This is a genomic window from Verrucomicrobiia bacterium (assembly GCA_019634635.1).
Taxonomy (GTDB): domain Bacteria; phylum Verrucomicrobiota; class Verrucomicrobiia; order Limisphaerales; family UBA9464; genus UBA9464.
In genome coordinates, this window is record JAHCBB010000015.1 from 33,479 (window position 1) to 56,218 (window position 22,740).

Here is a 22,740-nt window from a genome sequence, read left to right on the forward strand (position 1 = left end):
TGAATCCCCCACCGATTTCCGGCTGCCAGTCGCGTCGAGGCCGGCTACGATGGCCGCTTGGCAATGAAGACCGCACTGCTGTTTGCCGGCCAGGGCGCCCAGAAGGTGGGCATGGGACGTGACCTCCACGATGCCTTTCCCACGGCGCGGACCTTGTTCGCCCAAGCCGGGGAACTCCTTGGCCCTGACCTGGTCTCGGTGTGCTTCAACGGCCCGGAAGCGGACCTGACCCTCACGGCCAATGCGCAACCGGGCATCTATCTGGTGAGCTGGATCGCCTGGCGGCTGCTGCAGGAGCAGGCACCCACCCTGCGCGCGGAGGCCACCGCCGGGCTCTCCCTCGGCGAATTCACCGCCCTCGCCGCAGCCGGGGCCCTGTCATTCGAGGACGGCCTGCGCGTCGTCCGTGCCCGCGGCCAGTTCATGCACGACGCCTGCCAGGCGACCCGCGGAGGCATGGCCGCGGTGATCGGACTCGACGCAGCGGCAACGCGCGAGGTCTGCGAGGCCGCCGGAGTGACCCTCGCCAATCTGAACTGTCCCGGCCAGATCGTGATCTCAGGCGAGCTCGAACGGATTCCCGCCGCCGTTGAGGCCGCCCGCGCCCGTGGCGCTCGCAAGGCGATCCCGCTGAATGTCGCGGGCGCCTACCACTCCCCGCTCATGGCGTCCGCCCGTCCGCGCCTCGCCGAAGCCCTTGCGGCCATCGCCGTGCATCCCCCGCGCATTCCGGTGATCGCCAACACCACCGCCCGCCCCCATGAATCCCCCTCTGCCATCGTGGACGCCCTCGTGGACCAGGTCACCAGCCCCGTCCGGTGGGAGGAGGGCATGCGCCACCTCGTGGACGCCGGCTTCACCCGCTTCATCGAACTCGGCCCTGGCTCGGCGTTGAGCGGGTTCATGAAGCGCATCGCCCCATCCGTTCAACTGCTCCAGGTGAGCGACGTCACCACCCTGGAGGCCACCGCGAAAGCCCTCGCGGCGTGAACGCCGTGCCGGAAGCCGGGTGTGGCATTCCCGAGCGTGGACACACCGCCCAATGCCCATGCGCCCGACGATTTCCCGTACCCCTGCCCGGGGGGCAGCGGGCCGGGGCAATCCGCGGTTGACGGCACCGCGCCTTCCGCCGGAGCGTCCTCGACATCATGAGCGAGCTTTCCCAGCAGGTGGCCGTCGTCACCGGGGCCGGACGCGGCATCGGACGCGCCATCGCCCTGCGTCTGGCCCGCGCCGGCGCCGACGTCATCTGCCTGTCGCGCACTGCCGCCAATGCCGAGGCCGTGGCCGACGCGGTGCGCGGCCTGGGACGACGCGCCTGGGCACAGGCTGTGGATGTCGCGGATCCCGCGGCGGTCACCGCATCCGCGGAGACCATTCTCGCGGAGGCGGGCCGGGTGGACATCCTCGTCAACAATGCCGGGGTCACGCGTGACGGCCTGTTGATGCGGATGAGCGAGGCGGACTGGGACACCGTGCTGAACACGAATCTGCGGGGTGCCTTCCTCGTTACGAAGGCCTTCACCCGGACCTTCCTCAAGCAACGGTCCGGTCGGATCATCAACATCTCCAGCGTCATCGGCCTGATCGGAAATGCCGGTCAATGCAACTACGCGGCGAGCAAGGCCGGGCTGATCGGGTTCACGAAATCCGTGGCGAAGGAGCTGGGCTCCCGGGGCGTGACCTGCAATGCCATCGCCCCGGGATTCATCGAGACCGACATGACCGCCGTCCTGGACGAGTCGTTGCGGACGACCCTGCTCAAGCAAATTCCCCTGGGAACCCTCGGAAAGCCCGAGGACATCGCCGAGGCGGCCCTTTACCTTGCCGGTCCCGGCGGCCGCTACGTGACAGGCCAGGTGCTCACGGTGGACGGCGGCATGGTGATGTGACGCGATACCGGCCCGCCGTCAGTTTCCCGGGGGGCCTCCCGGCGATCCCTGCGTTCCCGACGCCCGCGGATCCAGCCCGATCGTTCACCCCCGTTCCCCGCGACGCCCTCACACGCCCGGCGGCAGAAGTTGCGGACACGGTGGAACGTGCCCCTACCGGCTGCCCGGCGACGGCACACCCGTTGACCTGTCCCCCTGTCGGGACCCCTCCGCTCCGGAGGGGCTCCGGTGGGGCAAGGCTCCCGCCGCGCCGTACGCGAAACCGCAACCCAACCTGGTGGCGACTCCCGACGCGCATGGCTGGTTTCGCGACGCCCGGCGGCGCAAGGGGCGACAGGAAGTTGGTGGCACCCATGGTGGTCCTTGCTAGCCTCCCAAGGTGTCGGATCCCGCCGATCAGACCGCGGCAGTTCATGCTCCACCCGTGGTGGCGGAGCATGAACTGCTGCGGCGGATCGGAGTGGGAGCCTATGGCGAGGTGTGGCTGGCGCGGAGTGTGATGGGAATGCTCCGCGCGGTGAAGGTGATCTGGCGTGACCGCTTCGAGCATGAGCGGATCTACGAGCGCGAATTCACCGGGCTGAGACATTTCGAGCCCCTGTCGCGATCCCATCCGGGACTGGTGGATGTCCTCCAGGTGGGGAGGTCGGAGACCCATGGGCACTTCTATTATGTCATGGAGCTGGCCGATCATGCCGGGGAGGAGACGGCGTGGCGGGTCGAGCAGTATGCACCCCTGACTTTGGGGACGCTGTTGCAGGCCAAGGGTGCGTTGCCGGTGGTCGAGTGCGCCCGGATTGGGGCGGACGTGGCGGCCGCACTGTCCTTTCTGCATCAGCGCGGCCTGGTGCACCGGGACGTCAAACCCTCCAACCTCATTTTTGTGGGCGGTCAGCCCAAGCTGGCCGACCTCGGCCTGGTCGCGGGGCTGAATGCCGCGCAATCCTTCGTGGGTACGGAGGGCTACATTCCGCCGGAGGGTCCGGGATCGCCACAGTCGGATTTGTACGGTCTGGGCAAGGTGTTGTACGAGATGGCCACCGGCCAAAACCGGCTGGACTTCCCGGAGTTGCCGCCCGACTGGCAGGACCGAGACGAAACAGACCTCTTTGCCGAACTGAACGAAACCATCCTGCGCGCCTGCGCTCCGGACGCCGCGGACCGGCATGCGTCGGCGGAGGCGGTGCGGACGGAATTGCTGCTGATTCAGGCCGGACAATCGGTACGCCGGCTGCGCCGCAACGAGCGCATCCTGACGCGATGGCGGCGTCTGGGGACCGTGGCCGTGCTGCTGGGCGTGGTGAGCCTGGGTGCGACCTGGTTTACGCGGGACCAGACGGCCCGGGCCAATCGTCGCGCGACGGCCGAGGCGGCGTTGCGCGAGCGCATCGAGGACCAGGAACGGCTGATCCGAATGGCGCTCTACTCAGCCGACATGAACCTTGCCCAGCAGGCGATCCAGGCGGGGAACTATGGTCGCGCAGAGGAATTGCTGGACGCGTACCGGCCCCAGGATGCCCAGGAGGACCTGCGCGGCTTCGAGTGGTTCCATTTCTGGGATCGGGTGACGGGTGATGCCCGGGGGGTGTTGCGCGGCCATGATCAACTCATCGTCGCCGTGCGGGTGAGCCGGGATGGCCGCCGGCTCTATTCCGCAAGTTATGACGGCACCTTGCGGGAATGGTCGTTGGACGGGTTGCACGAACTGCGGCGATGGGAATTTCCGGGTTCGATCGTGCGGGCGTTGTCCGAAGTATCGGAGGGTGGCCTGCTGGCCGTCGAGCTGGACCAGCCCCCGCGGACCGTTGTCCTCAACCTGACTGGCGGCGGCGGCGGGATCACCAACCGCTCGTCCGGTTCGCCAAGCGTCGTGTTCAGTCCGGAAGCGGACCGGCTGCTCCGGGCCAACGGGATGGTGTTGTTTGAGACCAATGCGGCCACGGAGATCGTGAATGCCCGTTCGCTGGAGGTGGAACAGGTCCTGGACCAGTCGGGCGGGCGCGCCTGGTTCGCGCCCGGCGGCCGCCTGCTGGTCACCGGTCCCTGGGATCGTTCCCTGCGGCTCTGGTCATGGCCCGAGCGGGAGCCGATGGGTGAGCTGGCCGGGGCCGGAACGGTGATGGGGGTGGCGTTCTCCCCGGACGGATCCCGGCTGGCCTGTGTGTCGCGCCAGGGCCTGCTGCAATTGTGGAACCTCGCCACGCAACGGCGGCTGGCCGAAAGCAGCGCGCACCAGGAAACCGTGGTCTGGGATGTGGCCTGGTCGCCGGATGGCGCGCGCCTGGTCACGGCGGGCAACGACCAGACCGTGCGTCTCTGGGACGCCGCGACGCTCGCGGAGGTGCATGTCTTCCGCGGGCATGGCAGCGAGGTCTGGTCGGTGGAGTGGACGCCGGATGGAGGTCTGGTGGTCTCCGCCGGGAAGGACAACACCATCCGGTTGTGGGATGGCGAGCCGGATCCCGCCGCGCTGGAACTGGATCCGGTCGGCCAGACACCGGCGTTCTCCCCGGATGAACGGTTGCTGGTGGTGCGACTGCAAACCGGGGACGTGCGGGTTCTGGATCCGTCCACCGGCCGCGAGGTGCTGGCGTTGGGACCGGCCGTCGAACTGGGCGGATTCGTGGAGGATGGAAGCGCGATCACGCTGCTGCGGCCCGGGGGGACCGTCGAGTGGCGCGATCCGACGGGCGGCGCTCTGCTCGAAGCGCACCGGCTGGATGCGGGGTGGGAGCCGGCCCCGACCCGCGTCCTCGCGCCGTCCGGACGATGGCTCGTGGCGGGTGACGAGGACGGCACGGTTCGGGTTTACGATGTTCGTTCCGGCGGGCCGCCGCGGCCTCTGGACGGTCATACCGGACGCATCTTCAGTCTCGCGATCTCACCGGACGGGCGGCGGTTGCTGTCCGGTTCGCGGGATTTTTCGACGCGCCTGTGGGAACTCGACACGGGCCGGGAGATCCGGGTGTTTCGAGGGCATCAGATGTCGGTCAGCGCCCTGGAGTTTGCGCCTGCGGGCGGGCGCTTTGCGAGCGGCAGCTGGGATGACACGGCCCGTCTCTGGGATGCCGCGTCCGGTGACGCGCTCGCCGTCTACGGGGCGCATTCCACCGGGGTGCATGCGGTGGCCCTTGCGCCCGACGGCCGCACGCTGGCCGTGTTAACCGGCGGCTCCGAGCTGAAGTTTTGGAACCTGGCGACCAGCCGCGAGGCGGGAGTGCTCCAGTTCGACCGGGGCATCGGCCTGGGCCGGCTCCGCTTCTCCCCCGGTGGTCAATGGCTGGCGGTGGTCAGCCCGCCGGGGCGGCTGTCACTGCTGCCAGCCCCGCATCCCGATTCAACCGGCGGGCCGGGTTTTCGTTAGAACGCGGATCACGGAAACGAATCTCCAGCCAGATGAACCGCACGCAGCCGACCTCCCCCCCCGCTGACCGACGACCCCGATGGACGGAGGGTCCCTTGCATTCCACGAGAGAGAGCCTGCTGGGCCGGCTCAAAGACCCTGCGGACCATGATGGCTGGCAGCGCTTCTTCGACACCTACGGAGGGGTGATCTCGGCGTTTGCCCGCAAGGCCGGCCTTCCCCCCAGTGAAGTGGAGGAGGTCCTGCAAGAGACTCTGGTTTCCGTCGCCGGGGAAATGCCCGGCTTCCGCTACGACCGGAGCCGGGGCGGCTTCAAGGCCTGGTTGTTTCAGATCGCCCGCCGGCGCATCGCGGACCAATTTCGCAAACGCGCCCGCCACCAGGGCCGGCAGACCGACTACGCGGAGGGCCTCGAAGCGCTCCCCGATCCGGCTGCCGACCCGCTCGTCGCGGTCTGGGAGCAGGAGTGGCGGCACAACCAGTTGCAGCTGGCCGGCGAACGGGTCAAGGCGAAGGTCGCCCCGCGTCAGTGGCAGATGTTTGATCTCGCGACCCTGCAGGGCTGGCCGGTCGAACGGATCACCAGTCTCCTCGGGATCAACCGCGCCCAGGTGTACATGGCCAAAATGCGCGTCGGCCGCCTGCTCAAGGCGGAGCTGCAGCAGCTCGACTCCGGATGACCGCGGTCGCCTCCGGCGCCGTGGGAATCCGGGCGTGGATCGGTGGGACGGCGGATTTTCTCCGTTGACGGGCCGTTAGATCGCGCCCGGGTCGGACGAATTCCCTGGTGCATGAATCGTGTTGTCAACCTGCCCGCGCGCCGGACGGTCACTTTGGAGTCGTTTCCAATCCGTCGTTGCCGGGGATCCGGCCCGTCCGGTCTGTGCTGGCTGCTGGCGCTGGCATTGCAGGGCGCCGGATGGCCGCTTGCGAATGCTCAGCGTGTGACTTGGACTTTCGTTCCGCAATCAGAGGTGCTGCCCGCGGATCTGCCGCACCTGCCGCACGCCACCATCAGCGCGATCGGCGGTCAGGGGGAACTCGTCATTCGGCACGGCCCACCCGGAACCGGGGACATCGGGCATGCCATTTCGACGGTTGCCGATCGGGTGGCGAGACGGGTCTTCGCTCATGGGGATCCGGCACCGGGAGGCGGCACATTTGTCATCCCCGAAGCCTCCAACACCACCATCAACAAGCAGAGTTGGCATGTGGTGTCGGCCGAGCGCCTTCTGTTTCAGGTCAACGTGCGCTTGCCGGACAACACCCACGCGCCGCGAACATTTCGATGGGACAACGAGCAGATCACGTATCTGCCGGCCCCCGGGAATACGGAATATCGGTTGGACATCAATGATGGCCAAGGGCGCTTCCTCGCGGTCCGGTACCGGGTCTTTGAGGGTCGTTTCCGATTCCCTGTCGAGTTTTCCATCACGGATGGGGAGGTCATCGGTCCGTCCGTCCAGCCGTTGCCCATCAATGAAAGCAACCCTGTATTTCGAGGCTTCGTCGCGGGAATCACTCCGGAGGGCGGCTTTCTGGTTGAGGAGATCCGAAGTGATCCGCCACAATTCTTTACCAGCTTGTATTATGTCGGAGGGCAAGACTCGGTGGTGGCTACCGCCACCACGACCGATACCAGCGACGGGAGTTCAGGGTCGAGACTGGATTTCGCAGATGCCAACGAGAACGGCGATGTCGCTCTATGGGAAACCCGCTTCGCACCCGATGGCAGTTCTCTCCGCCTCTTGCTGCGCCGATCAGGGACAGAGGAGGCCGTGGTGGCGTCCATGCCAGACACCGCCCTGCCGATGGGCGGAATCTGGCTGACCAGACACCCCCAAGTCATCTACAGGGCACGGTTGGCCGGCGGCCCGACCGAGTACTTCACCGGCCCGAGTTCCGAGGACCGGCTCGGCGGCGATTTCGTTGGTGCATTCGGTCTGGATGGTAACGTGACGTCAATAACTGCCTTTCATCAGAATGGGTACATGAGCGTCGGTGCCAGTCTGGTGAATGGGAGCTTTGTCAGGGCCTTCGGCCGGGCCGAAATCTCCCAGGAGAGCGGGGACAGAGTGTGGAACAATTCCGCCGGCGGCATGTGGAGCGAAGCCGGGCACTGGGAGCCACCCGAGGTCCCGGACCACCGTCCCGAGCGCAGCGATACGGCCGTGTTTTCCCTGACCGGACGGTATCCCATCAACGCCACCGGCGCGCGGGCGGGACGGATGATTGTGCGGAACGGGATCGTGGACCTGACGGGCAACGCCCAGGCGCTGAATTCCTCCCTCACCGAGCCCTCATTGCTGGTGGGAGTGAACGGGGTCCTCAACGTCGTGTCGGGAACGTTCCAGTCGGTGCATGCCATGCTGGGTGAGTCTTCGTCGGCAACGGGCGAGACGGCCGTGCTCCATCAGGGCACGCGCTGGGAAAACAACGGCCGCCTGCTGGTGGGCGCTGCCGGCCCGGGAAAACTCAGCGTGGTCCATGGCTTCGCTTCCGCCTTGGAAACCAGAATTGGGGGTGGCGCTCTGGCGGGAGGAGACGTGGTGGTGGGCGGAGCCACGGGGCGGTGGGATCCCGGCAGTCTGGCGGTGGGATTTGCCGGACCAGGCCGCCTGGAGGTTCGCGACGGCGGCACGGTCGTCAGTGAAGCGGTGGTGATCGGCCGCGCGGGAGCTGGCGAATTGCGGATCCGTCATGCGGAGATGATCAGCAGCGATCTTCGGATCGGGGAGGACGCCGAGGGCATTTTGTACCTCGAACAAGGAGCCAGACTGGGTTCGGGTGATGCGCTCATCGGAGCGGGCGGATCCAATGGTCCGGGACGTGGCACAGTGGTGGTTGACGGTGGCGGCCAGGCGGAGGTGCAGACAACCCAGTGGTTGACCACCGGTCTGACCGTGGGGGGTGGGGCACCAGGGGAATTACGGATACTTGACGGCGGCCGGGTCATGGCACTGCAACAGGCTTTCGTGGGCGAGGCAGCAGCCGAGCGTCTCGATCTCACGGCAGACGGTTCGATTCTGGTGCGCGGCAGCACGCCCGGACTCGAACCAAGCCGCCTTTTTTTGCTCAAGGAACTAATGCTCGGGATGGTCGCCAACGCAGTGGCCGACCTGCAGATTCGCGACGGCGGCGAGGTGGTTGCGACCGAGGACCTCTACCTCGGCTTTGAAGCGGGCAGCAATGGGTTTCTCTCGGTCAACGGGGTGAACGAGTTTGGTGCCCGGGCAAGGATGTTGGTCGGGAACGACGATCCAGCCGCCGAGGGAGGAGTCACCTGTCGCGTCGGCTATCACGGTGCCGGCGTGCTGACCATTGGTGAGGGCGGGCTGGTCGTTTGCCCCAACCTGCTGATCGGCGGTCTGGAGGGGAGCTCGGGGATGGTCGAGGTGGGCGGGAGCATGGGCAGATTTACATCCGAGCTGAGGGTCACGGGAGATCGCTTTGCCGTGGGCGGAGTGTCCGGTCTGGGATCGCTCGATGGCGTCGAGGGACGGCTCCATTTGAAGGACGGACTCGTCGTAACCCCTGGCGAGCTCTGGATCAGCGAACAGGGCGTCCTGACCGGCCAAGGCACCATCGTCGCCCACACCATTGTGGCCAACGGCTATCTCAGCCCGGCGTTCTTTCCGACCGTGTCCGCCGCCGCTGCCCGACCGGGACTGGCCAACGAGACCGAAACACCCCCGCCCGGAGTTCTGCGATTCGACGGCGACCTCCAGTTGGGACCCACCGGGGTGATCGGGGTGGAAGTCAGGGGCGCCGATCCCGGCAATCAAACCCGCGTGGACGTTCTGGGCACGGCAACACTCAACGGCCGGTTGGAGTTGAACTTCAGCAACGGCTACGCGCCCCGGCAGGGGGATCAACTGCGATTCATCACGGCGAAGGGCGGTGTGAGCGGCGGGTTTGCCGGGGTGACCCTCGCCGGTCTGGCGCCGGGCTTTGAGTACGACCTGGACGCCTCGGGTGGCGCAGTCCGCCTGACGGCGTTGAACGACGCCGCCGTGACGGCGCCGCCGCGGTTTACTCCCCTGCCTGCCGTCACCTCCGAGGGACTCCGATTGTCAATTGAAGCCCCAACGGAGCAGGAGGTCGTGATCTTCGCCACGCCCGACGTGCTCACCCCGGCCCAACCCATCCACACGAACCGCGGTTCCTTCATTCTGATTGACCCTCTACCGCCCGGACACGACCAGCGGTTCTATCGTGCCGTCGGGCGGTGACCTGGCGGCAGGCCGCTGACGGCAACCGAACGGCCTGGCGCAGCTGCACTGGCTGCTCCTTCCCATTCCCCCGGACTCCCGGCCTGCCGGCATACCGGCAGGCGGAACCGAGCCTCCACCGCACGCGAGGACCGCGGTCTGCCGGGGGGAGGGCGGACCGCGGCCCTGATGCCGATCCGTACGGAAAGCGGGCCAGTTTTTCTGTTAGATCCAGCCTTGGAGGTCGGAATCCACAGGTACATGCGCGCCAATCGCAAACCTCCCGTCGCAACCCCGGGTTGCCGCCTCCTTCCCATGGTCAACGCGCCGGTCCTGCTCTGGATCCTGTGGATGTTGTTGTCGGGGACGCTTCAACCACAGGCGGACCCGGTGCCGACGCCACGGGAAGCCCGGGACGAGGGAGGGCAGCCGATCCAGGGATCCCCCGTCGGGCAAGGCCTGGATGCCGAGCTCTCGATCACCCAGATCGGGGCCGGTAGGGCCCGGATCCGCTGCCTGATCCAGCGTCTGGAGGGTGAGGTCTCCTCCAGCGGCCTGAGAATCAGGTCCACACGGGATGGTGATGCGGGGGGGCCGCTCCGGGTGGTTGCGGATTACCTGGGCCGCGATGGCGGAGCCATGGTGGGCTTGTCGGAATCCGGGCTGGTGGAAGTGGAGCATGCGGTCGCCCGACGGGTGCGGCCGGACTGCATTGAGGAATTCCGGGTGGATCTGGATGGCGTCCGACAGGACTTTGTGATCCCACGGCCACCGGCGGGACCGGGGGCGCTGCGGGTGGAACTGCTGGTGGAGGGTGCCCGGGTGGAGCGGCGGGGCGGGCGGATCGAGCTCCAATTTCTCGACGCGGAGCGGCGGCTGGCCTACGGCCGGCTGCATGTGGAGGATGCCGCCGGCAACCGGCTGCCCGCGGAAATGGTGCGGGTGGATGCCGGTCGCCTTGCCCTGGTGATTGATGATGCGACCGCCATCTATCCGGTGCGCATTGATCCGACATTCAGCGATGCGAACTGGACCGGATTGGGGGCGCTGGGAGGATCCGACGCGCCGGCGAGAACCATTGTGTTTGATGATTCGGGCAATATTTACATCGGCGGCGAAATCTCGGCCGTGGGCGATGTCGTGGTCCGGCGCATCGCCATGTGGGACGGCAGCCGCTGGTCCGACCTCGGAGAGGGGCTTCCCATCTCAGTGGACCGGCTGCTGTTTTTCGAGGGCAGTCTCCATGCGTGCGGGCGGCAGATCGGCACAGGATACCAGGTGTTGAAACGCGAGGGACCCGCCTGGGTGCCGTTGGGAGGTGCATTCAATGGGACGATCGAAGCGATGAAGCCACACCTCGGAGCGCTCCATGTGGCCGGATGGTTCAACCAGGTCGGGGAGGAGATCATTCATCACATCGCCCGATGGGATGGGAATGAGTGGCAGCCCTTGGGCAGCGGCATCGAAGGAATCACGCGGGACCTCCTGTCCCACGAAGGGGAGCTGTACGCGGGTGGCGCGTTCCTGCGGGCCGGCGGGGTGTCGGCCAGCCGGGTGGCGAAGTGGAATGGAACCTCGTGGTCGCCTCTCGGAACCGGCCTGTCCGGGGATGTCAACGCCCTGGTCAATTACCGGGGGTCCGTTGTCGCCGGAGGATCCTTCAACCGGGCCGGGGCCAATTCCGCGCTTCGGGTGGCGCGATGGGACGGCGCCTCCTGGGTGGGATTGGGCGGAATGGCCGAAGATTTTGTCATCGTCAATTCGCTGGCCGTCGCTGGAGACACCCTGTACGCCGCCGGAACCTTCAATGTCGTCTCAGGTCAGGTGACCCGCGGTCTGGCTCAGTTGAACCAGACCTGGACGGCGGTGGGCACCGGGTTCAGAGGTCCGGCGGCGGTGGTCGCCACCCTTGGATCCAACGTTTATGTGGGAGGGGGGCAAGTAGAGGCGGATGGATTCGCGTCCTCAGGGTTCTCCTGGTGGGATGGAACCCGCTGGGGCACGCTCGGCGATCCCGCACTGGGTTTGGATCGCGGTGTGTCCGCGCTGGCCTGGTTTGACGACGCACTTCATGTCGGCGGCTCGTTCAGGACCGCGGGAGGCAAGCTGGTCAACCATGTGGCCCGGTGGGATGGATCGGAATGGCATGCCGTGGGGGGTGGAGTCCAGAACACCGCCAACCCGACCCAGGGTGCCGCCGTGCAGGCATTCACCGTCATGGATGGAGCCTTGTACATGGCCGGGACTTTTGATCGCGCCGGGGAGGCGGAGGCGACCAACATCGCTCGATGGGATGGCGTCACCTGGTCCGCCCTGGGGAACGGCCTGCGTTCCGGGGTCATCAATGACCTGACCGGTTACGATGGAAAACTTTTTGTCGGGGGAGGCCTCTTCCTTTCCGGGAATGAGCTCATCCCCCATCTGGCCGTCTGGGATGGATCCGCGTGGTCCCCATTCAATCCCGGGATCGGAGCCACGGTTCACGCTCTTGCCGTCATGGACGGATCACTTTACATCGGCGGCGATTTCCGGGCGGTATCGGCAAATTTCGCCAGCCATTACGTCGGTCGCTGGGACGGGAGTGCGCTGTCCGCTCTGGGACCGGGAGTCAACAACACGGTCACCGCCCTGCTCCCGGCCGGCGGGAAACTCTACGCGGGAGGAAATTTCACCAGCGCCGGCGGGGCTCCGGCAAGAGGCATGGCGGAATGGGACGGAACCGGTTGGCACGCCATGGGCGATGGCGTTGGTATCACGGTGTCTGCACTGGCCAGTTTTGGCGACCAGGTGTTTGTGGGCGGCAACAATCCCCTGCCGCACGTATCGGCCATCCCATCCCTGTTGCGCTGGGACGGCGAGACCTGGCTGGAAGCGGGATCCGGTGTGAATGGGCGGGTTCGTGCCCTGCTGGCCATCGGGGATGAACTGTTCGTCGGTGGAGAGTTTTCCACGGCGGGCGGGCGGGTCGCGGCCCGCCTCGCGAAGTTGCGCCAGGGGGCAACAAACCCCAACCGCGCGGTGGGCATCGCGGTGGCCGGCGGCTCGGTCAGGTTGCGCTTCATGGGGACTCCGGGAATGGCGTACCAGGTCCTCCGTTCCTTGCGCCTGGGGGCCGCTCAAGAGTGGTCGGTGATGACCGCCGCGCCGATCGTTGCCAATGAGTCGGGTGAGTTCGAATTTGAGGAGGCCACCCTCCCGGGTGCCGCGTACTACCGCAGTCAGGAGTCGGAGTAGCCGGGCACGCGCCGGGCGGGAAGAATTCGCGAGGAACCGTCCTCACAGGTCCGAGGTGAAGGCCCTGGCGTGCCGGGCAACGTGCTGTTGCAACGAGCCGCAGACGTGGCGGCACAGTTCGAAGATGCCCGGATCGGCGATGAAATAGATCACGTTCAACGCCTCCTTGCGGCGCCCAAGAATGCCAGCGTGGGTCAGGGTCTGGAGGTGACGGGAGGCGTTGGCCTGGGTCAGGCCGGTGGCGTCCATCAGGTCCGTGACGGACTTTCCGCCGGCCTCCAGGGCCCGGATGAGCCTCAGGCGGCTGGGTTCGCCCAGCACGCGAAAACGGCTGGCGATGAGTTCGAGCGTCCCGTCGGTCATCAAGGCCCCCGGGTTTCCCGCGTTCGTGCGCTTGGCCATGCAGGTGGAAGCGGACCACAGTTCCACTTGCATGTCCATAGATGCGCATATACTCATATTGTCACAAAAGAGACAACACGCTGATGCAAACCCGATCCTTCCTCCTTGCCGGGGTGCTCGCCGCGAGTGCGGCCTGTGCCACCATCGCCACCGCCCAGGGCATGCCACCTGAGGCGCGCGGGAACATCCACCTGCTCTTGAACGAGCACGAGGCCGTCACCCGCACGGTCACGATGACCCGGGACGGCTACGTGGCGCTGACCGAATCCGACAACCCGAAGGTGGCCGCCGCGCTTAGGGAACACGTCCGTCAGATGGAGGAGCGCCTCAAAAGCGGCCTCATGGTCCGGCGCCATGACCCGGCGTTCGTCGAGTTCGCGGAGCACTTCGATGAGATCCGCCATGTCATGGAGCCGACCGGAAAGGGGCTGAAAATGATGGTCACCGGCACAACCCCCGCGGCGGTCAAGGTGGCGCAAAACCACGCCACTGTGGTCACCGACTTCGCTGCCAATGGCTGGGAGGCGCACGACCGCGACCATGCGGCGGTGCTTCCGTCCGCCGCCGGACCGGCTCCGGCCGCCGGGGAGCTTTCAACTGCGGCGAACACGTCCGCCCCGGGCTGTTGTGAGCATGGCGGCGCATGCAGATTGGGCGGTCCGGCGCGAAAGGCCGGTGCCATTGAAACGCAGCCTTCCGCCGGTCCCAAGGATCACTGAACCCCGATGCGGCGCGCCCATGGCCCACCTCGCCTCCGATTCGCGCGGTCTGATCGTCACCTGCCCGTCCTGCGGCCAGGGCAATCGTCTCGCCTTCGCCAGCCTCGCGGCCCAGATCCGCTGCGGCCGGTGCAAAACGGAACTGCCGTCTCCGGGTGGGGTGATCGAGCCGGACACTGCGGAGGTCTTCGCCGCGTTGATCGGCCAGGCTGCGCTGCCGGTGTTCGTGGACTTTTGGGCGCCGTGGTGTGGACCCTGCCGGATGGTGGCACCGGAGGTGGAACGGCTGGCCGAGCGGGCCGCCGGTGAGGCCATTGTCGCCAAGGTCAACACCGAGGCGCTGCCGGAAGTCGCCAGGCGCTTCGGCATCCAGTCCATTCCCACCTTCGCGGTGTTCCGCGGCGGCTCCGAAGTGGCCCGGACCTCCGGGGCGATCCCCGCGCCGCGCCTGCATGAATTCCTCCGCCAGGCCAGCCACTGATCCCCCGCCATGATTGCCTCCCGCTCCATCACCAACCGCTACCAGGACTTCCGGTTGCTGGACCTCAGCAAGCTGATGAAGCGCACGGACGGGCGCGGTCCGTTCCTGCTGGTGCAGGAAGGTTGCGACCCGGCCGACCCGCAGTTCCGGGAGTGCTCCTTTGTGCTGACCCGTCGCGGCACCTGGCTGCACTACTACCTGTTCCTGACGCTTCCGGAAATGGTCCGTCGCCGTTGCGCAATGTTCGAGAGCAGCGGCGAGGCGCTGGAGTTTGCCGGCAATCTCGCCCACCCCGTGACGGTGGAGACGGCTGTCTCGCTTCAGGAATGGATCCACCAGACCGGCTACCAGCCGGCGGCCGAAGATGCCGTTGGCCAGGCGCTGCACCATGAGCTCGCCCGGGGTCTCCCTGTTGCAGCATCCACGAATCTGCGGCACCCCGTGGGGTCTCCGATCGTCCATTGAAAGAAATGCGGGGCTTGGGCACGGTCCTTGGTGCGCGTCATGAAGTGGACCAACCTCTACTGGGGTCTGATTGCCATCCTGGCCCTCACCGGAAGGGGCTTCGGCCAGACGCAACCGTCACGATATCCAGGGGAGTCTCGCGCGATCCTGACCGGCGATGGCCGTGACGATGATGATGACGAGGAGGACGAGGACAACGAAGAGGACGAAGCGGAGGACGGGGTGGCTGGAGCTCCCGCCGCGGGCAATCCGGTGCCACTCAACCGGCAGATGCACCCGCTTGGGTTTTCGGTCGCGGTGCCGCAAGGCTGGCGGATTCATGCTCCGAAACTCGAGTCGGTGACACTGATTTCGGGCGATGGCGCCAGCGTGGCGCTCATCCGCGGCATTGCGGGAGCCATCGAACCCGCGCAGTGGTTGACCAACCAGGTTCTCGAAGGTGAACCCATCGCGAGGAACTGGAGGCCCCTGGCCGTGGATGAACCGTCCCGTGGCCTGACCCGTGCCGCGTTCGAGCTCGTCGGGAGCGACGGCACACGACGCCTGGCCAACGGCTTCGCAGTCGCCGGCATCGGCGGCGCCAGCGCCATGATCGCTGCCGCGCCTCCCGACCGTTTTTCCCGCGAGTTGCCACAGCTCTCGGAGATCCTCCATTCGTTCCGGATCGAGGAGCGACCCGCCCGGACCGCGCCGACAGCGACGAATTCCGGTCCGGCGATCCCGTTCGTGACCTGGCGCGATCCGCGGGAAGGCGCATTCACCGTGGACGCTCCGCAAGGCTGGAATGTCGAAGGGGGGGTCTTCCGTCCGGACCTTTTCGGCACGCGCTCGGGCGTCACGATGACGGCGCCGCAGGGTCGTCACGTGGTCTGGCTTCATGATCCCAGCCTGCCGCGCCTCTTTGTGCACGTCTCGTCGAGCCTGCGCGGATTGGGGCCGATCCAGCCGAACTATGTGAACTACCAGGACGCGCCGACCTTTGCCGCCGGCTACATTCGACATCGCTTCGGCGAGGCTCGGGTGGAGCGGGTGACGCCACTGCCGGCCGTCGTTCAGCGTCTGGATTCGCTTGGCCGCACCCTGGGCAAGGCGAACGAGGTGAATACCGCAGCATCCGTGGATTTCCAGCTCGCCGACGGACGCTCCGGCATCGTCAACGTCGCGGTATCCTACCTGCCGAACGGGTTTGACGATGGCGGATCGTGGAACGTCGCGGAGTTGTGCGGGTTCGTCTCCGCCCCGGAGGAGACTGCCGTGGGGTCCGCGGTGCTCCAGCGCGCGCTTTCAACGTTTGCCGTGGATGCGCGCTGGTTCGCCGGCGAACTCCAAGGCAACCGCGCGGCTGGCGAGGCGCTGACCCGGCACCGGGAGGAGGTCGCCGCCATCTACAGCCAGATCACGGAGGACCGCCATGCGGGTCAAACCCGCATGGCGGAGCAGCGGGGACAGCTGCTCGCGGGAACCACGCAGGTCCTGGACCCGGAAACGGGGGAGCGCTTCGAAACCCGGGCGGGTCACCGGTATTATTTTCGCCATGTCGCCGCGGAACCGGCCGCGGGGCGGCCCGTTGCGGTCGGCAGTGACCTCGACGACAACCCCAGCCCGGGTGATTTCCGGCGACTGCTCGAAATCCAGGTGGACGGCACGGCGCGCTGACGTCCGGCAGCCGGTCCTGGGAGGATTGCGGTGCGACGGGGAATGGAGTGTCCCGCAGGTGCTGCGACGGCACGTTCGGCGTCTGGAGGGGAAAGGCACACTTGTTGACGGCCGGCGGATTCCGTCAGCCTCCCCCCATGAATCCGAGGCCACTGCGTTGGGGCATTCTGGGCACCGCAAACATCGCCCGAAAGAACTGGCAGGCCATCCACCTCAGCGGCAATGGCGTCCTGACGGCCGTGGCCAGTCGTGACGCCGCCCGCGCGGAACATTTCATCGCCGAATGCCAGTCCACCGTCCCCCTCCCGGTCGTTCCGAGGGCGTGCGGCAGCTACGAGGAGCTGCTGACCACGCCGGATGTGGATGCCGTGTACGTGCCGTTGCCGACCGGAGTCCGGACGGAGTGGGTCGTGCGGGCGGCCCGGGCGGGCAAGCATGTGTTGTGTGAGAAACCCTGCGCCCCCTCGTTGCCGGATCTCCACCTCATGACCTCCGCCTGTCAGGAGCATGGGGTCCAGTTCATGGACGGGGTGATGTTTGTCCACAGCGCGCGCATGGCCGCGTTGCGTGCCGTGCTGAAGGAGGGGGTTGCCCTGGGGGAACTCCGTCGGGTGACGTCGCAATTCAGCTTCTGTGGTGACGCCGCATTCTTCTCAGAAAACATGCGGGCCGACCGGCACCTGGAACCTCAGGGGTGCCTGGGCGATCTCGGCTGGTACTCGCTGGTGTTCACCCTGGAGGTGCTTGGCAGCCGTCTGCCGCGCGCGGTCACGGCACGAGTCCTGAATCGGATCGGGTCGCCGGCGGATCCGCAGCCGGCGCCGCCTTCGGAGTTCTCCGGGGAACTGCTCTATGACGGAGGCGTCAGCGCCTCGTTCTACTGTTCCTTCCTCACCGGGAATCAACAGTGGGCCAGCGTCAGCGGATCGCAGGGACACTTGTTGCTCCGTGACTTCGTCCTCCCCTTCTTTGGATGCGAGTCGTCGTTCGAGATCCACAAGGCGGCGTTTGAGGTGTCCGGCTGCCACTTTGCGATGGAACCGCATGTCCGCCGGATCACCGTGCCGGAATACGGGAACAACCATCCGACGGCCCAGGAGACGCGGATGTTCCGCGAGTTCGCCCGTCAGGTGGCGTCGCGAGTGTTGAATTCGGAGTGGCCGGAGCGGTCCCTGAACACGCAGCGCCTGCTGGATGCCTGCCTCGAGTCCGGCCGAAACGAAGGCCGGCCCGTCCTGATGGCGTGAGCCGCAGAGTTCCCTGCGTCGGGGGGTGCGCTCGTGTTGACGAAAAGGGACGCGCGGCGTTCGGAAGCGCTGAGAGCCATGACCGGGCTGATTCAAGAAGCTTGATGATTGCCTCGTGCTGCGTGCGATTTGCGCTTTGGAGTCATGAATTTTGACGACTCGGGAGCGATATTCTCTCACGCAATACGAACGCCTCAGTCTTGATCTCTGCGCTGTTCGTCACCGCGCGCCCCAAAAATCAGAGGCGCCGGGCCCCACGGCTTGATGTGGCTTGCGACGAGATGGACCGGGTTGAACACGCCGGTGATTCGGCACCGGGCCTCGAAACGCGCCACGTTCTCCTTGAAACGATCCTGTCCGCGGCGTGCCTGGATCAGAGCCCGTCGGATGGTCTCGGGGATGCTGTCGCAGTGGGCGATCCGGTCTTGCAGCCGGTGCTCCCACGCGACGAGTGCGAACGGGTCCGCGATCAGCGACCCGGCTTCGCACACGGAGTGCTGGTCGAGGAGGCGGCGCGCGAGCCGATGGGAAATCTCGGAGAGGTAGGCGCCCTGGTTGCCGCGCCCCCCCGGCTGGATCGGCGGGCACTTTTCGGGCAACAACGGGGCGACCTGCGGAGCGACCCGAGGGATCTGCAGCGGGCGTTCAAACCGCCGGAAAGCAACGTCCACACGCCGGCCGCGCTGGTCCCACGCCTCGCCGACGTTTCCGAATTCGTCCGGCCGGGGGCACGAGTCGCATGGACGCTTGGCGACGCCGACCGCCCGCAGGTGGGCCTCCGCGAACGAGAAGATGAGATCGCCACGCTGGAACTCGCCGGACGAGACGACTTTGCTGGAGATTGCGGTTGGGGGCGATGGACGGCGACGGATCGGTGCGTGATGGATTGCGCCCGACGCGTCGGTCCCATGGAAGCGTGCTACCCAACCGCCCGCACCTGCAGATCCCTCAGCACGCTGATCCCGGGTAGAGGGACACCCCGGATCCGTCGCGCCCCGTCCTTGCGGTTGGCGCCAAACCGTTCCCGATGCTGGACGAACACCTCGTTCACAAACGCCTTGGATCCCAGGACCACCCCGTCGGTCAGGTGCCGGACGCGCAGTCGCAATACCTGAGCCACACTCAACGTCCCGCCGCGTCGCAACTCCTCCAGGATCGTCTCCCGATCCAGCGCCACCTTGTCACTCCGCCCCGGGCTCCCCGCCGTCACGAACAGACTCTGCCGGTATTCCGCCGCCGCCTCCCCCCAAGCGAACGGCTTCAGGCAGCTCATCAACCCCTTGCGCATCACCCGGTTGCCCGTCAGCGCCACGGCATAGCCGCAGAACCGGTAGTCCTTGGGATCCTGCACGATGCCGGCCCGCACCGGATTCAGGTCAATGTACGCGGCCAACATGCGGACCGTGCCCGGGTTGTCCTCGATCAAGACGCTCTTGAAACGTTCGGCCCACAGCGTGCCGAAGCGGCCGGTCTGGCGATTGTACCAGCGGCTGAAGCGCTGTTTGAACTCCTTCATGAACGCGGACACATCGCCCATTCGTTCCATCAGCGACTGGCGAATATCCGGATCCACCGCCCCACGCTTCTCCAATCCCTCCCGGGCCAGGACGGTCAGGATCCCTCTCTTGCCGTAGAACCCCTCCAGGCGTTGGAGCAGTTCGGCATCCGGGATTTCCCGCGCTGCCGGGACGCGCAGGAGCAGGTGGAAGTGGTTGCCCATCATGCAGTAGGTGATGATCTCGATCCCGCAGAACCGGGCGAGTTTGAGGAGGATCTCGGCGAGCTTCTCCTTGCACAGATCGTCGAGCAGTCGCTGACCGCCAACGACGCGGGAGATGCAGTGGTACACCCCCACCCGCCCCTCCTCCGCCTTCACCTTCATCCGTGCCATGCGCATGCTTCGTTTCTACTCGGCGACCCCCAGTGTGTCAATCTTTGAACCTGTCACTTTACGCTTTACCCTACTTGGCAGAGTACCGGGCAGAGAGTACCGGGCAGGGGCAGGACCATCCCCCGCAACGGAACGGCGCGACCCGTGGGATGCAATGCCGGATTGATTCACTGGAATCACTGCATCACTGTATCAGCGTATGAGAACCACCGTGACCCTGGATGACGACGTGTTCGAAGCCGCCCGGGCCCAGGCTCAGGCTTCGGGCAGGAAACTGGGCGAAGTGCTTTCGCAACTGGCCCGGCGCGGTCTGCGCGCCTCGGCGCAGGGCGCAACCCCCGGCGGCCTGCCCGTGTTCAAGGTCGGGCCCGACGCCGACATCATTCCCGGCAGCCGCGCCAGGGATTTGCTGGCGGAGGAAGCGACGTGAAACCCGCCCTGCTGGACACGAACGTCCTGCTCGCGCTGGCCTGGCCCAATCATCAGTATCATGCACAAGCCCACGCTTGGTATGCCGCCCACGCGAGGAAGGGCTGGGCCACGTGCGCCTTCACCCAACTGGGCTTCATCCGGCTTTCGTCCAATCCCGCTTACACCGCCAACGCGGTTTCACCCCGGGAAGCCGCGACGCTGTTGCGGCAGTGGACGCGCCTGAGAGGTCATCATTTCTGGTCCTCGCCCGCCGCGGATGATCCCGTGATCTATGCCCGCGCCCTCGGACATCAACAGGTCAATGACGCCTGGCTGGTCGAGGTGGCCCGCCGCAATTCCGGGCGGCTCGTAACCTTGGACGCCCGGCTGCCGGTTCACTCCCTGAAGACCGGGATGGTTGACGTGATCGCCATTTGATGGCCACCAGGCCTTCGCCTGCCGCCTGCGACACGTCTGCAGCATCGGCGGATCGGGTCGGGTGCCGGGGATTGCGCCCCGGCACCCTCCCACACCACCGGACGTGCGGTTTTCACGCATCCGGCGGTTGAACGCAGGGGCCATGTTGCACGGAGGCCCCAAGATCCGAGGGCATGAGGAATTTCCAGCGGCGCAGGAGCGCGTTGTTCAAGGCGCGTTGAAGGGCCAGCGAATTGGCCACCCGCCACGCCCCCACCGAAGTGTGGGCCGTCTCCAGGGCGGCTCCCGGAACACCCAACGACCGGAGGTGTCGCTTGCGGCCCCGCCAGTCATGCCAGCGTTGCCAGAAACAACAGCGGATGTGCCGTCGAATCCACCCTTCAGTTCGGTAGATCGGTCGCCGCTCCGTCACCAGTCGGTAGTATCCCCACCAACCCTGCACGTACCGCCGCCATTGGTCCCGCAGCTCTGTGCTGCTCAGACTTTGGCCACGTCGCCACAGATGACGAACCTGCTCCCGGAACTTTTCCAAACTGCGGGGGGCGATCCCGATCCCTCCTTCCGGAGTGATCTGGAACCCGAGGAACTTCCGCTCCCAGGGCCGGCCCGTTCCGCTCTTGCTTGCGTTCACCTCCAGGCGCAAGTGCCCCTGGATCCACTCCTTCAGACTCTCCAACACCCGCTCCGCCGCCCGCTCGCTGCCCACGTACACGTTGGCATCGTCCGCGTAGCGGCTGAACTTCAGGCCGCGCCGCTCCAGTTCCCGGTCCAGCGCGTCCAGGTAGATGTTGGCCAGCAGTGGTGACAAAGGGCCGCCTTGCGGCGTCCCCTCCTCACTGTCCTGCACCACTCCATTGATCATCACTCCCGCCCTCAGATACCGCCCGATGAGCCCCAGCACCCGCTTGTCCCGGACCGTTTGTCCGATCCGGTTCATCAGGATGTCGTGGTTCACCCGGTCGAAGAACTGCGTGATGTCCATGTCCACCACCCAGTTCAATCCGCTCTGGACGTACCCTTGGGCTGCTCGGACCGCATCGTGCGCACTGCGCCCCGGGCGGAAGCCGTAGCTGGAGGGGTGAAACCCCGGATCGAAGATCGCGCTCAGCTTCTGCAGGAGCATTTGCTGTATCCAGCGATCCACGACCGTCGGTATCCCCAACAGCCGGACTCCTCCCTGCGGCTTGGGGATCTCCACACGGCGTACTGGACTGGGCCTGAAGGCCCCCTCCAGCAGCTTGGTCCGGATCGTCCCCCAGTGCTCGCGGATCGTGTTCCTGCGGTCGTCTCTTTGCCTTCGGCCCTTTCGCCCCGACACCTCGCGGTGCCGACCTCGCCTACTGCTTCAGTTCGAGTCATCATCGTCTGTCGGGGACCTTTCACCCCGCTAGCTATCTCATCTGCCAAGCACACGAGGGAATGGGGTCACCCATTGCCTCCCCACTGCTGTTGCCGGTGGTCGGGGACGACGACGAACAGGGAACCGGGCGGTGGGCTTCCATCCGTGACGAGGATCTGGCATCATGTTGTCCATGAACCGGGGTGATTCCGTGCCGGAGTGGCTTGGCGGCGGACGGGAGTTCCGCACCACGCAATGGGCGCAGGTGCATCAGGCCGCTGAGCATCCGGCCCCCACCGCCCAGGAAGCCCTCGCCGCGCTCTGCCGCGATTACTGGGCACCCCTGTACGCCTACCTCCGCCGCACCGGGCATCCTCCCCATGATGCACAGGATCTGGTGCAGGGCTTCTTCGCCGCGCTCATCGCCGGCGGCGACCTGCAGGCGGCAGAGCCAGCGCGCGGCCGGTTCCGTTCCTTCCTGCTTGGCGCGCTCAAGCATCATCTTCAGGACGAACGGAAGAGGGCCCTCGCCCTCAAGCGGGGGGGGCGGGTGCCGCGTCTGTCGCTGGAGGAACTGCCGGAGGCGGCCGAGCCGGCGGGGGTCATGCCGGACAGCCAGCGCGAAGCCGCCTATGACCACGACTGGGCCCAGGCCGTTATCGTCCGCGCTCTGGCGGCAGTCCGGGAAGAGTACACACAGCGTGGCCAAGGGGAGGTCTTCAAGGCGCTCCAGCCCTGTCTCGGCAGTCCCAGGCCACTGCCGCCCTACGCGGAACTGGCCGGATGGCTGGGCCTGGGAGAAGGCGGCGTGAAAACGGCCGTCCACCGGCTGCGGCGGGCGTTTGGAGTACGGCTCCGCGCCGAGGTCGCCGCCACGTTGGCCAATCCGGCGGAGGTGGACGCGGAGCTCCGCCATTTGATGGTGGCGGCGGGCAAGCCTCCCGGAACGGAGTGCAACCCCGGTCCGGAAACCTCCCAGTAGGGAGTGAC

General features: G+C 66.6%; 18 protein-coding genes. 14 read left to right on the top strand and 4 right to left on the bottom strand.

The window, feature by feature from the left end; translation table 11 throughout:
• Window positions 1-63: 63 nt before the first annotated feature.
• From fabD to KF791_11870, 6 genes are all read left to right on the top strand, one after another.
• Entirely contained in the window at window positions 64-990 is a 927-nt protein-coding gene (fabD, locus tag KF791_11845) for an ACP S-malonyltransferase (protein ID MBX3733274.1), read from the top strand.
• 158 nt (window positions 991-1,148) lie between these two features.
• Entirely contained in the window at window positions 1,149-1,892 is a 744-nt protein-coding gene (gene fabG, locus KF791_11850) for a 3-oxoacyl-[acyl-carrier-protein] reductase (protein MBX3733275.1), read from the top strand.
• Window positions 1,893-2,271: 379 nt separating this feature from the next.
• The gene (locus KF791_11855; GenBank protein ID MBX3733276.1) at window positions 2,272-5,256 is read left to right on the top strand and encodes a protein kinase; all 2,985 of its coding nucleotides are present in this window, start codon (window positions 2,272-2,274) and stop codon (window positions 5,254-5,256) included.
• 95 nt (window positions 5,257-5,351) lie between these two features.
• Entirely contained in the window at window positions 5,352-5,936 is a 585-nt protein-coding gene (locus KF791_11860; protein ID MBX3733277.1) for a sigma-70 family RNA polymerase sigma factor, read from the top strand.
• Window positions 5,937-6,047: 111 nt separating this feature from the next.
• On the top strand, window positions 6,048-9,488 hold the full coding sequence (locus KF791_11865) for a hypothetical protein (protein MBX3733278.1): 3,441 nt from the start codon (window positions 6,048-6,050) through the stop codon (window positions 9,486-9,488).
• Window positions 9,489-9,728: 240 nt separating this feature from the next.
• On the top strand, window positions 9,729-12,701 hold the full coding sequence (locus KF791_11870) for a hypothetical protein (protein MBX3733279.1): 2,973 nt from the start codon (window positions 9,729-9,731) through the stop codon (window positions 12,699-12,701).
• 42 nt (window positions 12,702-12,743) lie between these two features.
• Here KF791_11870 and KF791_11875 read toward each other — a convergent pair whose 3' ends face one another.
• A complete protein-coding gene (locus KF791_11875) occupies window positions 12,744-13,103 on the bottom strand; it encodes a winged helix-turn-helix transcriptional regulator (GenBank protein ID MBX3733280.1) in 360 nt (119 codons plus the stop codon).
• 83 nt (window positions 13,104-13,186) lie between these two features.
• Between KF791_11875 and KF791_11880 the strand changes: the two genes are divergently transcribed.
• From KF791_11880 to KF791_11900, 5 genes are all read left to right on the top strand, one after another.
• Window positions 13,187-13,822, top strand: a complete 636-nt coding sequence (locus KF791_11880) for a hypothetical protein (protein ID MBX3733281.1) — start codon at window positions 13,187-13,189, stop codon at window positions 13,820-13,822.
• Between the two features lie 19 nt (window positions 13,823-13,841).
• Complete coding sequence (gene trxA / locus KF791_11885) at window positions 13,842-14,303, top strand: thioredoxin (protein MBX3733282.1); 462 nt, start codon at window positions 13,842-13,844, stop codon at window positions 14,301-14,303.
• A 9-nt stretch (window positions 14,304-14,312) separates the two neighbouring features.
• On the top strand, window positions 14,313-14,768 hold the full coding sequence (locus tag KF791_11890) for a hypothetical protein (GenBank protein ID MBX3733283.1): 456 nt from the start codon (window positions 14,313-14,315) through the stop codon (window positions 14,766-14,768).
• 39 nt (window positions 14,769-14,807) lie between these two features.
• Window positions 14,808-16,424 (top strand): hypothetical protein, encoded by a 1,617-nt coding sequence (locus tag KF791_11895; GenBank protein MBX3733284.1) that lies wholly within the window; start codon window positions 14,808-14,810, stop codon window positions 16,422-16,424.
• A 137-nt stretch (window positions 16,425-16,561) separates the two neighbouring features.
• On the top strand, window positions 16,562-17,671 hold the full coding sequence (locus KF791_11900) for a Gfo/Idh/MocA family oxidoreductase (GenBank protein ID MBX3733285.1): 1,110 nt from the start codon (window positions 16,562-16,564) through the stop codon (window positions 17,669-17,671).
• Between the two features lie 194 nt (window positions 17,672-17,865).
• On the opposite strand, the gene KF791_11905 is transcribed toward KF791_11900, so the two are convergent.
• Window positions 17,866-18,273, bottom strand: coding sequence for a hypothetical protein (locus KF791_11905; protein MBX3733286.1), 408 nt, complete (start codon window positions 18,271-18,273; stop codon window positions 17,866-17,868).
• A 317-nt stretch (window positions 18,274-18,590) separates the two neighbouring features.
• Window positions 18,591-19,562, bottom strand: coding sequence for a transposase (locus KF791_11910; GenBank protein MBX3733287.1), 972 nt, complete (start codon window positions 19,560-19,562; stop codon window positions 18,591-18,593).
• A 199-nt stretch (window positions 19,563-19,761) separates the two neighbouring features.
• On the opposite strand from KF791_11910, the gene KF791_11915 reads away from it, so the two are divergent.
• The gene (locus KF791_11915; GenBank protein MBX3733288.1) at window positions 19,762-19,992 is read left to right on the top strand and encodes a CopG family transcriptional regulator; all 231 of its coding nucleotides are present in this window, start codon (window positions 19,762-19,764) and stop codon (window positions 19,990-19,992) included.
• Window positions 19,989-20,411 carry a PIN domain-containing protein gene (locus tag KF791_11920; protein ID MBX3733289.1) on the top strand — a complete coding sequence of 141 codons (423 nt, stop codon included), beginning with the start codon at window positions 19,989-19,991 and terminating at the stop codon, window positions 20,409-20,411. The genes KF791_11915 and KF791_11920 overlap by 4 nt, the downstream gene beginning before the upstream one ends.
• A gap of 112 nt (window positions 20,412-20,523) precedes the next feature.
• Here the strand turns inward: KF791_11920 and ltrA are convergent, their stop codons facing one another.
• Complete coding sequence (gene ltrA, locus KF791_11925) at window positions 20,524-21,729, bottom strand: group II intron reverse transcriptase/maturase (GenBank protein MBX3733290.1); 1,206 nt, start codon at window positions 21,727-21,729, stop codon at window positions 20,524-20,526.
• A 205-nt stretch (window positions 21,730-21,934) separates the two neighbouring features.
• On the opposite strand from ltrA, the gene KF791_11930 reads away from it, so the two are divergent.
• Entirely contained in the window at window positions 21,935-22,732 is a 798-nt protein-coding gene (locus KF791_11930; GenBank protein ID MBX3733291.1) for a sigma-70 family RNA polymerase sigma factor, read from the top strand.
• Window positions 22,733-22,740: the final 8 nt, after the last annotated feature.

Bases quoted from the DNA above. Each gene is read 5' to 3' on its own strand.
- fabD (MBX3733274.1), top strand. From the start codon at position 64: ATGAAGACCGCACTGCTGTTTGCCGGCCAGGGCGCCCAGAAGGTGGGC.
- fabG (MBX3733275.1), top strand. From the start codon at position 1,149: ATGAGCGAGCTTTCCCAGCAGGTGGCCGTCGTCACCGGGGCCGGACGC.
- KF791_11865 (MBX3733278.1), top strand. From the start codon at position 6,048: ATGAATCGTGTTGTCAACCTGCCCGCGCGCCGGACGGTCACTTTGGAG.
- KF791_11870 (MBX3733279.1), top strand. From the start codon at position 9,729: ATGCGCGCCAATCGCAAACCTCCCGTCGCAACCCCGGGTTGCCGCCTC.
- KF791_11875 (MBX3733280.1), bottom strand. From the start codon at position 13,103: ATGGCCAAGCGCACGAACGCGGGAAACCCGGGGGCCTTGATGACCGAC.
- KF791_11880 (MBX3733281.1), top strand. From the start codon at position 13,187: ATGCAAACCCGATCCTTCCTCCTTGCCGGGGTGCTCGCCGCGAGTGCG.
- trxA (MBX3733282.1), top strand. From the start codon at position 13,842: ATGGCCCACCTCGCCTCCGATTCGCGCGGTCTGATCGTCACCTGCCCG.
- KF791_11890 (MBX3733283.1), top strand. From the start codon at position 14,313: ATGATTGCCTCCCGCTCCATCACCAACCGCTACCAGGACTTCCGGTTG.
- KF791_11895 (MBX3733284.1), top strand. From the start codon at position 14,808: ATGAAGTGGACCAACCTCTACTGGGGTCTGATTGCCATCCTGGCCCTC.
- KF791_11900 (MBX3733285.1), top strand. From the start codon at position 16,562: ATGAATCCGAGGCCACTGCGTTGGGGCATTCTGGGCACCGCAAACATC.
- KF791_11910 (MBX3733287.1), bottom strand. From the start codon at position 19,562: ATGGCACGGATGAAGGTGAAGGCGGAGGAGGGGCGGGTGGGGGTGTAC.
- KF791_11915 (MBX3733288.1), top strand. From the start codon at position 19,762: ATGAGAACCACCGTGACCCTGGATGACGACGTGTTCGAAGCCGCCCGG.
- KF791_11930 (MBX3733291.1), top strand. From the start codon at position 21,935: ATGTTGTCCATGAACCGGGGTGATTCCGTGCCGGAGTGGCTTGGCGGC.